Annotated in this window: 13 protein-coding genes and 3 tRNA genes; 14 read left to right on the top strand and 2 right to left on the bottom strand. The window is 64.9% G+C overall.

Going from position 1 to position 12,347, the window contains the following annotated elements:
* Position 1: 1 nt before the first annotated feature.
* Complete coding sequence (locus FBY33_RS07605; RefSeq protein WP_142030045.1) at positions 2–685, top strand: DsbA family protein; 684 nt, start codon at positions 2–4, stop codon at positions 683–685.
* 30 nt (positions 686–715) lie between these two features.
* On the opposite strand, the gene FBY33_RS07610 is transcribed toward FBY33_RS07605, so the two are convergent.
* A complete protein-coding gene (locus FBY33_RS07610; protein ID WP_142030046.1) occupies positions 716–1,732 on the bottom strand; it encodes a PHP domain-containing protein in 1,017 nt (338 codons plus the stop codon).
* Positions 1,733–1,896: 164 nt separating this feature from the next.
* On the opposite strand from FBY33_RS07610, the gene FBY33_RS07615 reads away from it, so the two are divergent.
* The 9 genes from FBY33_RS07615 to FBY33_RS07655 all read left to right on the top strand — a co-directional run bounded on the left by FBY33_RS07615 (position 1,897) and on the right by FBY33_RS07655 (position 6,849).
* Positions 1,897–1,969 (top strand) — tRNA-Glu (locus FBY33_RS07615).
* Between the two features lie 91 nt (positions 1,970–2,060).
* Positions 2,061–2,134: transfer RNA gene (locus tag FBY33_RS07620), tRNA-Asp, on the top strand.
* A 48-nt stretch (positions 2,135–2,182) separates the two neighbouring features.
* Positions 2,183–2,258, top strand: a tRNA-Phe gene (locus FBY33_RS07625).
* A gap of 549 nt (positions 2,259–2,807) precedes the next feature.
* Positions 2,808–4,400: a glycoside hydrolase family 68 protein gene (locus tag FBY33_RS07630; protein ID WP_142030047.1), complete on the top strand. Its 1,593-nt coding sequence runs from the start codon at positions 2,808–2,810 to the stop codon at positions 4,398–4,400.
* Between the two features lie 191 nt (positions 4,401–4,591).
* Positions 4,592–5,041: an Asp23/Gls24 family envelope stress response protein gene (locus FBY33_RS07635; protein ID WP_142030048.1), complete on the top strand. Its 450-nt coding sequence runs from the start codon at positions 4,592–4,594 to the stop codon at positions 5,039–5,041.
* Positions 5,038–5,229: a membrane protein gene (locus FBY33_RS07640; protein ID WP_015935842.1), complete on the top strand. Its 192-nt coding sequence runs from the start codon at positions 5,038–5,040 to the stop codon at positions 5,227–5,229. The genes FBY33_RS07635 and FBY33_RS07640 overlap by 4 nt, the downstream gene beginning before the upstream one ends.
* On the top strand, positions 5,226–5,606 hold the full coding sequence (locus FBY33_RS07645; protein WP_142030049.1) for a hypothetical protein: 381 nt from the start codon (positions 5,226–5,228) through the stop codon (positions 5,604–5,606). The genes FBY33_RS07640 and FBY33_RS07645 overlap by 4 nt, the downstream gene beginning before the upstream one ends.
* A complete protein-coding gene (locus FBY33_RS07650) occupies positions 5,603–6,241 on the top strand; it encodes a hypothetical protein (RefSeq protein ID WP_142030050.1) in 639 nt (212 codons plus the stop codon). Before FBY33_RS07645 ends, FBY33_RS07650 begins: the two co-directional genes overlap by 4 nt.
* Positions 6,238–6,849 carry a hypothetical protein gene (locus tag FBY33_RS07655; RefSeq protein WP_142030051.1) on the top strand — a complete coding sequence of 204 codons (612 nt, stop codon included), beginning with the start codon at positions 6,238–6,240 and terminating at the stop codon, positions 6,847–6,849. Before FBY33_RS07650 ends, FBY33_RS07655 begins: the two co-directional genes overlap by 4 nt.
* A 12-nt stretch (positions 6,850–6,861) precedes the next feature.
* On the opposite strand, the gene FBY33_RS07660 is transcribed toward FBY33_RS07655, so the two are convergent.
* On the bottom strand, positions 6,862–8,667 hold the full coding sequence (locus FBY33_RS07660) for a glycoside hydrolase family 13 protein (RefSeq protein WP_142030052.1): 1,806 nt from the start codon (positions 8,665–8,667) through the stop codon (positions 6,862–6,864).
* Positions 8,668–8,807: 140 nt separating this feature from the next.
* On the opposite strand from FBY33_RS07660, the gene FBY33_RS07665 reads away from it, so the two are divergent.
* From FBY33_RS07665 to FBY33_RS07680, 4 genes are read left to right on the top strand one after another with little or no spacing between them, the layout of a single operon-like run.
* On the top strand, positions 8,808–10,097 hold the full coding sequence (locus FBY33_RS07665; RefSeq protein WP_142030053.1) for an ABC transporter substrate-binding protein: 1,290 nt from the start codon (positions 8,808–8,810) through the stop codon (positions 10,095–10,097).
* A 7-nt stretch (positions 10,098–10,104) separates the two neighbouring features.
* Entirely contained in the window at positions 10,105–11,142 is a 1,038-nt protein-coding gene (locus FBY33_RS07670) for a carbohydrate ABC transporter permease (RefSeq protein ID WP_142030054.1), read from the top strand.
* Entirely contained in the window at positions 11,139–12,038 is a 900-nt protein-coding gene (locus FBY33_RS07675; RefSeq protein ID WP_142030055.1) for a carbohydrate ABC transporter permease, read from the top strand. The genes FBY33_RS07670 and FBY33_RS07675 overlap by 4 nt, the downstream gene beginning before the upstream one ends.
* Complete coding sequence (locus tag FBY33_RS07680) at positions 12,035–12,283, top strand: hypothetical protein (RefSeq protein ID WP_142030056.1); 249 nt, start codon at positions 12,035–12,037, stop codon at positions 12,281–12,283. The genes FBY33_RS07675 and FBY33_RS07680 overlap by 4 nt, the downstream gene beginning before the upstream one ends.
* Positions 12,284–12,347: the final 64 nt, after the last annotated feature.

Consider the following 12,347-nt stretch of genomic DNA (forward strand, 5'->3'; position numbering starts at 1 on the left):
TATGCTCTCCCCCCAGGCTCCTGCCCGTAATACCCCGCGTCTTGTCAGGAAAATCATCTGGATCCTGCTGGCCGTCATTGTGGTGGGCGGCGTCGCCTGGTATGCCCTCTTCACCGCCACCAAACCCCGCCAGGCGGCTGCCCCGGCCGCCGGGGCGGAACAGTTGGTCCGTGCGGACAGCAACAGGCTCACCATGCCAAGCGGGGAGAAGGCGCAGTTGGTGGAATTCCTGGACTTCGAGTGCCCGTCCTGCGGCGCCATCCATCCCTTTGTGGAGGAGCTCAAAGCCGAGTTTGGTGACAGGATCACCTTCGTCAACAGGTACTTTCCGTTGTCTGCCCACCCCAATTCAGGCCAGGCCGCGCTGGCAGCGGAGGCGGCCGCGCAACAGGGCCAGTACCAGCAGATGGCAGGCAAACTGTTCGACAACCAGGCCCAGTGGGCCGGAAGCCAGCAATCCCAGGCGCCCCTGTTCCGGACCTATGCCGGGCAGTTGGGCCTCAACCTCGAAAAGTTCGATGCCGCCGTCGCCGACCCAAAAACCGAGGAGCGGATCCTGGCCGATATCGCCGACGGCAATGCCCTTGGCGTCAGCGGCACGCCCACCTTCTTCCTCAACGGCGAGAAGCTGGCACTGAGCACCAAGGCGGACTTCCGGCAGAAGCTGGCCGACGCCGTCAAGTAGCGGGCGGGCCGCCGCCCTTCGCCGCCGGCCCTATCCCTTGCCGGCCCAGGCAAGCAGTTCCTCCACCGGCCAGGTGGTGATGATGCGCTCGGCCGGCACGCCGTTCCGGGCCGCCCGTTGGGCGCCGTACTGCAGGAAATCCAGCTGCCCGGGTGCGTGGGCGTCGCTGTCGATCGAGAACAGGCAGCCGGCCTCCAGTGCCAGCTGGATCAGGGCATCGGGTGGGTCCTGCCGTTCCGGGCGGGAATTGATCTCGACGGCCACATGATGTTCCGCGCATGCGGCAAACACTTCCTTGGCGTCGAATTCCGACGGCGGCCGGGTTCCGCGTGAACCTTCCACCAGCCGGCCCGTGCAGTGGCCCAGGACGTTGGTGTGCGGATCCTGGATGCCGCCGAGCATCCGGGCGGTCATGGTCTTCCTGTCCGCGCGGAGCTTTGAATGGACGCTGGCCACCACGATGTCCAGGCGGTCCAGCAGTTCCGGTTCCTGGTCCAGTTGGCCGGACTCCAGGATGTCCACTTCGATTCCTGTCAGGAGCCTGGTGCCCCCGCCGTTGCCGTTGACCGCTGCCACCACGTCCAGCTGGTCCTTCAAGCGCTCGGCTGACAGCCCGTTGGCGATGGTGAGGTTGGGTGAGTGGTCCGTCAGGGCCAGGTACTCCCGGCCCAGCACCTCCGCCGCAGCCACCATCAGCTCAATGGGGGAGCCGCCGTCGGACCATTCGCTGTGGCTGTGCAGGTCCCCCCTCAGCGCCTCGCGGATCTCCGTGCCCCCGGAGGCCAGCGGCGTGGCACCCTTCTCCCGGAGGTCCGCCAGGTAATCGGGGACCTGGCCGTCCACCGCCTGCCTGATCACCGCGAAGGTGCGGTCGCCGATGCCCTTCATGGACTTCAGCCGCCCGGTCCGGGCCCTGGCCGCAACTTCTTCAGGGCCAAGCGGGCCGATGGCGGCCGCCGCTTTCCGGAAGGCCTGGACCTTGAAGGTGGCGGCGCGTCCGCGCTCCAGCCAGAAAGCAATCTCATTGAGCGCTGCGACGGCATCCATCCGTCCATCTTGGCCCGTAAGGCGGCCAATCGGCGCGGTTTTTCGCCGATTTTGGATAATTCCTGATGAGGCCCTATAGTTTTAGAGTCCAGTTCGGAGAAACGCAAAGGACAAAGACGGAAAGCCTCGCTTGACGCCTTTTATTTTGTTCCGAACGGGTTCTGGCCCCCATCGTCTAGCGGCCTAGGACACCGCCCTTTCACGGCGGCGGCACGGGTTCGAATCCCGTTGGGGGTACGCAAGGAACTGGTCAAGCAGGCTGAAAAAGTCTGGTAGGCTGGAAGCCTTGAAAAAAGCGGTAGAGATACTGCAAAAGCAAGAAACGCAAGGCCCTGTAGCGCAGTTGGTTAGCGCGCCGCCCTGTCACGGCGGAGGTCGCGGGTTCAAGTCCCGTCAGGGTCGCTCTGATTGTTGGAAGAAATTCCGGCTGTCATGGTGACTAGTCACCTAGGCTCTGTAGCTCAGTTGGTAGAGCGTTCGACTGAAAATCGAAAGGTCACCGGATCGACGCCGGTCGGAGCCACCACTGGGAAGCATCAGTTCTTCGGAACTGGTGCTTTTCTTCATTTAACCCCTCCGCTCGACCGGGTTAGCCGGCCATTCGCCCCCGTCGAGGTCCGCGCCAGCACCTGCCCATGAATGAGGACCTGAAGCGCCAAGGCCCACAACCGGCTCCCGTTCCCGTTGCGCGCCGGGCGGCAGTTGTGACCGCGGCAACAGCGGGGGCTCCCGCCGGGGAAATCTCTCGGCGGCCGTTGAAACATTTGATTAATGCCAAACCGATGTGGCACGCGCGCGCGTTGGGCTGCGTAAGCGCTTGCACTCTACTCGGCGGTAGCGGGATCTGGCCCGCGAAACAGGGTTTGAACTGCCTCCCCGGCCCCGTCTAGCGTGGAGCGCGGCGGAGGGGAAGCATGCTTTCCATCGGCCACCAGGGCCGCACCCAGGCCCTGATCCCCCAACACAACGGCGTCCCTGATGACGCCTGCGGTGTTGCCGGGTCCGCGGTTGTTGCGGGGCATGGGCACACGCCCGTCTTCCACGAACAGTTACAACTCCGCGAGAAGAGCAAGAAATGCACAAGCACCCCCAACACCGGCTGCTGCGGTGGCGCCCCGCCGCCGCGGCACTGGCAGCAGCCGTTGCGGCCTCGGCCTTCCTGGCCGTCCCCTCGGCCCAGGCCAACGAGCCGTCCGATCCGCCCGCCGTTCAGCAGCTGCCGGCCCCCACCCCAGGCTTCCCCCTGCCGACGCAACACACCCAGCAGGCCCTCGATCCGGCGTCGGACTTCACCTCCAAGTGGACCCGCGCGGACGCCAAGCAGATCATGGCGCAGAGCGACGAGTCGGTCGCCCCGGGCACGAACTCCATGAGTCCGGATGTCACCATGCCGGAAATCCCCGAGGATTTCCCCACCATGAACGATGACGTCTGGGTCTGGGACACCTGGTCCCTGACGGACGAGAACGCCAACCAGATCAGCTACAAGGGCTGGGACGTCATCTTCTCCCTGGTGGCTGACCGCCATGCCGGCTACGGCTTCGACCAGCGCCACTGGAACGCCAGGATCGGCTACTTCTTCCGGAAGACCAATGCGGATCCGGCCAAGGACAAGTGGAACTACGGCGGCCACCTGTTCCTGGACAACACCTCCATCGGCAACACCGAGTGGTCCGGTTCAACCCGGCTCATGCAGGGCAACCACGTAAACGTCTTCTACACGGCCACCACCTTCTACGATGTGGCCGAGCGGAACGCAGGCGGCGGCGGGATTGCTCCCGACGCAGCCATCGCCAAGGCGCTGGGCAACATCCACGCGGACCAGAACGGCGTCACGTTCGACGGCTTCGAGCACACCAAGCTGCTGGAGCCGGACGGAAAGATGTACCAGACCAAGGCACAGAACCCCGGCTTCGCTTTCCGCGACCCTTACACGTTCGCGGACCCGGCCCACCCGGGCAAGACCTTCATGGTGTTCGAAGGCAACACCGGCGGCAACCGCGGCGACTACCAGTGCAAGGGAGAGGACCTCGGCTACCAGGCGGGCGACCCGCATGCCGAGAACGTCAACGACGTCCAGAACAGCGGCGCGTACTACCAGACCGCAAACGTGGGCCTGGCCGTGGCGGACAACAAGGACCTCACCAAGTGGTCCTTCCTGCCGCCCATCCTCTCCGCCAACTGCGTGAACGACCAGACGGAGCGTCCGCAGATCTTCATCCAGAATGAGGGCGGCAAGAACAAGTACTACCTGTTCACCATCAGCCACCAGTTCACCTACGCGGCCGGCATGCGCGGTCCCGACGGCGTCTACGGCTTTGTGGGCGATGGCGTCCGCTCGGACTACCAGCCCATGAACAACAGCGGGCTGGCGCTGGGGTCCCCGACGGACCTCAACCTGCCGGCCAATGCCCCGGAGAGCCCGTCCGCCAAGCAGAACGGCCGGCAGTTCCAGGCATATTCGCACTATGTCCAGCCCGGCGGCCTGGTGCAGTCCTTCATCGACAACGTCAATGGCGTCCGCGGCGGTTCCCTGTCGCCGACGGTGAAGATCAACTTCCGTGACGGCGTATCCCAGGTGGACAGGAGCTTTGGCCGGAACGGCCTCGGCCCGTTCGGCTACCTGCCCACCAACGTCAGGGTTGGCGGCGAGGGCCTCTACAAGTAGGCCCGCACCGCACCTGCCGCTCCACGCGGCAGTGGTCCAGGCGGGGAGTCCTTCAGGGCTCCCCGCCTGGTCCTTTTAACCGGTTGTTCCCCGCCCGGACGCCCCAATTCCTTGACGGCGGGCCGCCGACTTTCCAGCGCATGTGCCGCGGCCTGGGGATAGGGTGGAAACAACAGAAGGGGGAGTGCCTGATGGAATACCAGAACCCACAACCCGTGGTGCCAAAACGTCCTGCTGCAAGCCCGGCCCCGGGTCCGGGCCGGACGGTAATTTCAGAGACTGCCGTCGCAAAGGTGGCGGGAATCGCCGCCCGTTCGGTTCCCGGCGTCTACTCCCTGGGTTCGGGCCCGTCCCGTGCCTTGGGCGCCATCCGCGACGCCGTCGGAAGTTCCGATCACGCTGCCGGCGTCCACGCGGAAGTGGGTGAAACGCAGGTAGCTGTTGATATCACCCTGGTGGCAAGTTACGGCACGCCGCTTCACGCGCTGGCCAATGATGTCCGCGCCGCTGTCTACCGCGCTGTCGAGGAACTGGTGGGGCTTCAGGTCATTGAGGTGAATGTCGAAATCACGGACGTCTATGTGCCGCCGCCGGTCAAGACAATTGCGCCCGCTGCTCCCGAACGGGAGGCGCTGCTGTGAATCTCACCGTGGCAGGCACCGCCATGGGCGCCTTCGTTGCCTTCATGTCCCTGCAGTTCGGCCTGTGGGGCTTCCTTGTCTCCCTGCTTTTCATGGCCATCGGAGCGCTCCTGGGCCGTGCCGCCGAAGGGAAGCTTGACCTGCGCGGCGTGTTGGATGCCATCACCGGCCGGCGCTCGTCCTCATGAGCTTGCCCGCGCCCGTTGTGCGTGGGCAGGCGCTCAGCGGCCATAACCGGATCAGCACCCAGGCCCTGACAAGCCTTGCCAAAGCGGCTGCGGCGCAGGCGCTCGGCGTGGACGCGGAGGACGTGCGGGCGGACTGGACGGACGACGACGGCCTGCTGGCCTTGTCCCTCGTCAGCCCCATCAGCGTCCCGCCTTTGCAGTCCGTGGTATTGGATCCGGCAAGGGTGGGTGCGTTCGGCGGGTCCATCTGGGACCGCACCGTCAGGGCCAAAGCAAGCATTCTGGCCACAGTTTCGGCATTGAGCGGTTCGCGGTTAAGCCGGGTGGACATCCGCATCAGCGGGGCAAGGATCAGCACAGGAGGACGGGTGCGGTGAGCAGCACAGTGGAAGACCGCCGGGCGGACAGTGCACCGGGCAGAAGCAGCGGACCGGACATGCGCAGGATCGTGTACCGCGAAACCCATTCCCCACGGGCAGTGGTGTCCGTTGTTGCCGCTGTCCTTGTCCTGGTGCTTGCCGCCTACGGCGTCCTCGAATCGGGAGTCCACGCCGTGGGTCAGCCGGCGTGGCTGATTGAGCCCCAAGTGGCGGCCCAGCGCATCGTGGATCTTCCTGCCGGAACCTCACCGCTGTTGCTTGCCGCGCTCGGTGCCGTGCTGGCGATGGTGGGCCTGATCTTCCTTCTTAATGGCATCCTCCCGGGAAAGCGTGCCCGCCATCTCCTCGCCGGCGCACGTGGGGAGAGGCTCCCGGCCGTGGTGGTGGACGACGAGGTTATCGCATCCTCCCTCGCCCGCCGCGCCAGGCTGGCCGCCAACGTCACCTCGGAACAGGTCATGGTGGTTGTCTCCCAGCGGCAGGTGCTGGTCAACGTCCGGCCCACCTCCGGTGTTCCCGTGGACCAGGACAGGGTGCTTGAAGCCGTCCGCGACGAGCTGGACCAAATGCTGCTGGAACCGGCACCTGTTCCCCGCGTCAATGTCACTGCTTCCGGGGTGATCGGAGCATGAACAGCACACCCGCGCTGCTCAACCGCATCCTGCTCACCGTGCTGGGCCTGATCCTGCTGGGGGTGGGCGTCCTGCTGGTGCTGCTGGGCACCCTTCCTCCAGTGGCTTCCTGGTGGCACTCCTGGTCCGCGGGGGCGTGGAGCGGCGTTAACCGGATCTTCGACTCCACCCGGTTCCCCGGCCGGCCGGAAAGCTGGCTGTGGATCGTGGCCGCACTGGCGCTCCTGGCACTGATGGGGCTGATGGTTGCCTGGATTGCCCAGCAAGGAAAGGGGCGGTCAAACCTGCTGGCCGCCGAATACGATCCCGGCGACACTCCGGGAGATGTCCGGATTGGGGGCGGGGTAGCGGAACAGGCGCTGAGGCAGGCGCTCGAGGGACGGCCGGACCTTGCCGGTGCAACCGTCACCACCTACGACGTGAAGGGCTCGCCGGCGTTAAAGGTGCGCCTCCTGCCACGCCAGGGAGTGGCCCCGCACCTGCTCGCAGCCGAGGTCGCCGGGCTGCTGGCCGCCCTGGAAACTGTCGTGGGCAAGGAGATCCCCGTCCTCATCCACATCGGGGCCGGGGCGCGGACCCGCTTCGGCCATGCCGAGCGGGTCCGCTGAAGTCTTCTGCCGCTACACCCTCTGCAGGTACACGGTGCAGTCCACGGGAACCTCCCGCATTCCGGCCCAGTCTTCGGCCGGTTCAGGACCGCTGGACAGCACCACGGCGTAACCTTCCGGCACGGGGGCCGAGGCGAAGCCCAAATTGGACAGCACCACCACCTGGCCGTTCCGGAACGCCAGCAGACCGCTGTCCGGCGCGTGCTCATCAGTCCACTCCACGCTGCCCGTGCCCAGCTGCCGGGCTGACCTGAAGGCAAGGGCGGCCCGGTATAGCTCCAGCGTTGAGCCCTCCTCGCCGTCCTGCTGGTCGGCGGCCAGGGGACCGAAGCTTTCCGGCTGGGGGAGCCACGGTGCGGGAACGTCCCCGGATAGATCTCCAGAGAAACCGAAACCGGGCTGGTCCGCAGCCCACGGCAGCGGGACGCGGCAGCCGTCCCGGCCGATCTCGGCACCCTGGGTGCGGAAGAAGGTTGGGTCCTGCCTGGCTGAGTCGGGAAGGGTGGTGTGCTCCGGAAGACCCAGTTCCTCGCCCTGGTAAAGGTAGGCCGACCCCGGAAGCGCCAGCGCAACCAGCGTGGCGGCCCGTGCCCGCGCAAGGCCCAGGGCTGGATCGGGCTGTTCGTCGCCAGCGCCAATGCCCTTGGGGAACATGGTGGGATCCTTGAGCCCAAACCGCGTGCTGTGCCGGACTGTGTCGTGGTTGCTGAGGACCCAGGTGCAGGGCGCCCCCACGGATGCTGCCGCTGCCAGGGATGCGTCGATGGCCTCAGCCATGCGTTCGGCGTCCCAGCCGGCCAGCAGGAAATCGAAGTTGAACGCCTGCTGCATCTCATCGGGCCGGACGTACCTGGCCAGCCGCTCGGCCGGTTCCACCCAGGCCTCGGCCACCATCATCCGGTCCCCGCCAAATTCGGCCAGGACCCGGTTCCAGTCGCGGTAGATGGCATGGACGCCGTCCTGGTCGAAGAAGGGTGACGGCGGATACATCGGGGACACAGCCCGGTGCGGTTCCTCGGCATCGGTGTGGGCGTGGGGTGCATCACCGGGCAGGTGGCTCTCCCGGCGCGGGGCGGAGGTCCCTTCCACCATCGCAGCTGCCCCCTCCCAGTCCGGAAGTCCTGCTTCCTTGACCAGACCGTGGGCAACATCCACACGGAAGCCGTCCGCGCCGCGGTCCAGCCAGAAGCGCAGTACCGAACGCATTTCCTCGTGCACTTCCGGGTTCTCCCAGTTCAGGTCCGGCTGCTTGGTGTCAAAGAGGTGCAGGTACCACTGGCCGGGAGATCCGTCCGCCTCGGTCACGCGGCTCCAGGCCGGCCCGCCAAAAATGGATTTCCAGTTGTTGGGCGCCTGCCTGCCGTCCCCGGATCCCGGCACCTCATCCTTGCCGTCGCGGAAGATGTAGCGGCCGCGTTCAGGACTCCCCGGCGCTGCCGCCAGCGCTTCCCGGAACCAGTCATGCTCGTCCGAGGTATGGTTGGGAACCAGGTCCACTATGACCTTCAGCCCGCGGCGGTGAGCTTCCTGCAGCATGGCGTCGAAGTCCGCCAGCGAACCGAAAAGCGGGTCCACCTGCCGGTAGTCCGCAACGTCGTAGCCGCCGTCGGCCTGCGGCGACTTGTAGAACGGGGACAGCCAGATGGCATCCACGCCCAGCCCTTGAAGATAGGGCAGCCGCTCCCGGACGCCGCGCAGGTCGCCCATTCCATCACCGTTGCCGTCGGCGAAGGACCGGGGGTAGATCTGGTAGACCACGGCGTCTGCCCACCAGGCTGATGGTGTTGGGCGGGGCGCCGGAACGGATGTGTAGGGCATTTGGTTCCCCTCTGATAACTTTTTGATGTAAACGCTTGCATTCCCGACAGCAACCTTACTAGTGTGATGGTCACCACATCAACCTCACCTAGCAAGCGCACTGTCGACTTACTTGTCACTCAGCGAGGAGCTTCAAGCTAATGAAAACCCCGAGATTCCTGCTTCCGGCTGCCACTGCCGGCATTCTGGCCCTTACGTTGTCCGCCTGCGGCGGCGGAGGTGGAGGGGGCACCACGGGCGGGGGAGGCAGCGACGCTGACGCCAACCTCGACGGCCGCGGCCCCATCACCTATGTCCAGGGCAAGGACAACAACAATGTTGTGCGCCCCTTCATTGAGAAGTGGAACGCGGCGCACCCGGATGAAAAGGTCACGTTCAAAGAGCAGACCGACCAGGCAGACCAGCAGCACGACGACCTCGTCCAGCACTTCCAGGCCAAGCAGTCCGACTATGACGTGGTCAGCGTCGACGTTGTGTGGACGGCAGAGTTTGCGGCCAAGGGGTGGCTGCAGCCGCTGAAGGACAAGATGGCCATCGACACTTCCAAGATGCTTAAGGCACCGGTGGAAGCCGCATCCTATAAGGGCACGCTCTACGCTGCGCCCAAGGATTCCGACGGTGGCATCCTCTTCTACCGCAAGGACCTGGTCCCCGAACCGCCCAAGACCTGGGACGAGATGATGGGAATGTGCTCCATCGCCAAGCAGAACAGCATCGGCTGCTATGCCGGGCAGTACAGCAAGTATGAGGGCCTCACGGTGAACGCTTCCGAGGCCATCAACTCTGCCGGCGGTTCCGTCCTGGGCAAGGACGGCAAGCCGAACCTGAACACGCCGGAAGCCAAGGCCGGCCTGGAGAACCTGGCCAAGGCATACGCGGACGGCAACATCCCGAAGGAAGCCATCACCTTCAAGGAAGAGGACAGCCGCCAGGCTTTCCAGAGCGGCAAGCTGCTGTTCCTGCGCAACTGGCCCTACGTCTACAGCCTGATGAGCACTGAAGGCTCTTCTGCGGTCAAGGACAAGTTCGGCATGGCGCCCCTGCCGGGCAAGGATGGCCCCGGGGCTTCCGCCCTTGGCGGACACAACGCAGCCATCAGCGTGTATTCCAAGAACAAGGCCACGGCCTTGGATTTCATCAAGTTCATCGAGACCGAGGAAAACCAGAAGTTCTTTGCGAACCAGGCCTCGCTGGCTCCGATCCTGACGTCCCTGTACGAAGACCAGGCACTCGTGGCCAAGCTGCCTTATCTGTCTGTTCTCCAGACCTCGATCCAGAACGCCGTACCGCGTCCCGTGACGCCGTTCTACCCGGCGGTCACCAAGGCAATCCAAGAGAACGCATACCCCGCCATCAAGGGAGAAAAGTCAGTGGAAAGCGCGCTTACTGATATGCAGAAGTCCATCGAATCCGCTGGTGCGGGACAGTAGTTCTGCCATGGCAACCGAACTAGGCCCGACGCCGGTCAAGAAGCCGGCGTCGGGCGGTACCCCCGTCCATCACGCGCCCAAGGGCGTAGGGGAGGACAACAGGATTGCAAGCCAGGGCCGGTGGGCATCCTGGCTCCTGGCCCCCACCATCGTCGCGCTGGGCGTAGTGATCATTTACCCCATCATCAGCGCCATCGTCATGTCCTTCCAAAAGGACGCCGGCCTGGATCCCGCCACCGGCCTCTTCACGGCAGGCGGCTCCGCCGGCATTCAGAACTACGTGAACTGGCTGGCGCAGCAGTGCTCGGCGCCGGGCGGCGGAACCGTAGCCTGCCCGCCGGGCACACTGGGCGGCCAGTTCTGGTCCGCCACCGCCACCACGTTCTTCTTCACGATCGTGACGGTAACGCTGGAGACCGTCCTGGGCTTCTGGATGGCCATGATCATGGCCCGCACGTTCCGTGGACGCAGCCTGGTCCGTGCCGCCGTGCTGGTGCCCTGGGCCATCCCCACGGCCGTGACGGCCAAGCTGTGGTTCTTTATCTTCGCCTTCGAAGGCATTGCCAACAAGCTGTTCAACACCACCATCCTGTGGACGGGCAGTGAGTGGCCTGCCAAATGGGCTGTCATCATCGCGGACGTCTGGAAGACCACGCCGTTCATGGCACTGCTGATTCTGGCCGGCCTGCAGATGATCCCGGCCGAAGTCTACGAAGCAGCGAAAGTTGACGGCACCAGTGCCTGGCAGCGGTTCCGCCTGATCACCCTGCCGCTGGTCAAGCCGGCGCTGATGGTGGCAATCCTGTTCCGTACCCTGGATGCACTGCGCATGTTCGACCTGCCCTACATCCTGACCGGCGGCGCGAACAACACCACCACCTTGTCCATCCTGGTGATTAACCAGATCAGGCAAGGGTTCAACTCGGCCGCCGCGCTGTCCACCATCACCTTCATCATCATCTTCCTCGTCGCCTTCATCTTCGTCCGCTTCCTCGGCGCCAACGTGGTTGAGCAGAGCGGCGCCACCGGAAAGGGGAAGAAATGACCACGGCAACAGCAGACGCCTCTGCCCTGCGGGCACGGCAGGACAAGGGCCGCAAAGCTGCGCAAAACCGCGAGAAGTGGGCGCAGGGGCGCACCTACATCAGCGCCGCTGTCATCCTGATCTGGTGCCTGGCGCCGGCGTACTGGATGGTAGTCACGGCTTTCCGTGAGGTGGGCTTCACCTACGACACGTCGATCCTGCCCACCCATGTAACCCTGGACAACTTCAATACAGCCTTTGATACGTCCTTCGGCAACAGGTTCGGCCAGGCACTGCTGAACAGTGTTTTCATCGGCGGGGTGGTTACCGCCATCTCGCTGCTGATCGGCGTATTTGCGGCCTACGCCCTGGCCCGGCTGAACTTCCGGGGCAAGTTCCTGGTGCTCGGCTTCATCCTGGGAGCCTCCATGTTCCCCGGCGTCGCCCTGATCACCCCCCTCTTCCAGCTGTTCACCAACATCGGCTGGATGGGCAGCTACCAGGCGCTGATCATCCCCAACATCTCCTTCGTCCTCCCGCTGACGGTCTACACCATGACCTCGTTCTTCCGGGAAATGCCGTGGGAGCTGGAGGAATCGGCGCGCGTTGACGGCTGCACCCAGGGCCAGGCCTTCCGCAAGGTCATCATGCCCCTGGCAGCACCGGCGATCTTCACCACGGCCATCCTGGCCTTCATTTCCTCGTGGAATGAGTTCCTGATCGCCAGCCAGCTGTCCAGCGACGCAACCCAGCCGGTGACGGTGGCCATTGCCAACTTCGCAGGTGCCCAGCCCAACCAGATCCCGTACACGGCCATCATGGCCGCGGGCACCATCGTCACCATCCCGCTGGTGATCCTGGTGCTGGTGTTCCAGCGCAAGATTGTCGCCGGCCTGACGGCTGGTGCAGTCAAGTGACACACAACGGTTCCCGCCCCCGCACAACGGGGGCGGGAAACCGCAGCAAGCTGGTCCGCTCGGGTGAGGACTTCGACATCATCATCGGCTTCCTTGCGTTTTGGGCACTGGTCCTTCTGGTGGTCACCGTGTGGATGGAAGTCACGGCCCAACCCGCCCTCGGCTGGGCCCTGGGCCTTTTGGCAACTCTGCTGGCGCTGTACGGAATGATTCGGCTGCGCCGAAAACTTCCCGCCCGCAGATAGGGCGGACGGCGGCGGCTCCACGCTGCTGTCATCCTTGCCCGGGTTATCACTGCCTGGCCGCAGA

The sequence above is a fragment of the Arthrobacter sp. SLBN-112 genome (assembly GCF_006715225.1).
Classification (GTDB): domain Bacteria; phylum Actinomycetota; class Actinomycetes; order Actinomycetales; family Micrococcaceae; genus Arthrobacter.

Coding starts and splice junctions, on each gene's coding strand:
- FBY33_RS07675 (WP_142030055.1), top strand. CDS start 11,139: ATGACCACGGCAACAGCAGACGCCTCTGCCCTGCGGGCACGGCAGGAC.
- FBY33_RS07605 (WP_142030045.1), top strand. CDS start 2: ATGCTCTCCCCCCAGGCTCCTGCCCGTAATACCCCGCGTCTTGTCAGG.
- FBY33_RS07660 (WP_142030052.1), bottom strand. CDS start 8,667: ATGCCCTACACATCCGTTCCGGCGCCCCGCCCAACACCATCAGCCTGG.
- FBY33_RS07630 (WP_142030047.1), top strand. CDS start 2,808: ATGCACAAGCACCCCCAACACCGGCTGCTGCGGTGGCGCCCCGCCGCC.
- FBY33_RS07665 (WP_142030053.1), top strand. CDS start 8,808: ATGAAAACCCCGAGATTCCTGCTTCCGGCTGCCACTGCCGGCATTCTG.
- FBY33_RS07655 (WP_142030051.1), top strand. CDS start 6,238: ATGAACAGCACACCCGCGCTGCTCAACCGCATCCTGCTCACCGTGCTG.
- FBY33_RS07670 (WP_142030054.1), top strand. CDS start 10,105: ATGGCAACCGAACTAGGCCCGACGCCGGTCAAGAAGCCGGCGTCGGGC.
- FBY33_RS07635 (WP_142030048.1), top strand. CDS start 4,592: ATGGAATACCAGAACCCACAACCCGTGGTGCCAAAACGTCCTGCTGCA.
- FBY33_RS07610 (WP_142030046.1), bottom strand. CDS start 1,732: ATGGATGCCGTCGCAGCGCTCAATGAGATTGCTTTCTGGCTGGAGCGC.
- FBY33_RS07645 (WP_142030049.1), top strand. CDS start 5,226: ATGAGCTTGCCCGCGCCCGTTGTGCGTGGGCAGGCGCTCAGCGGCCAT.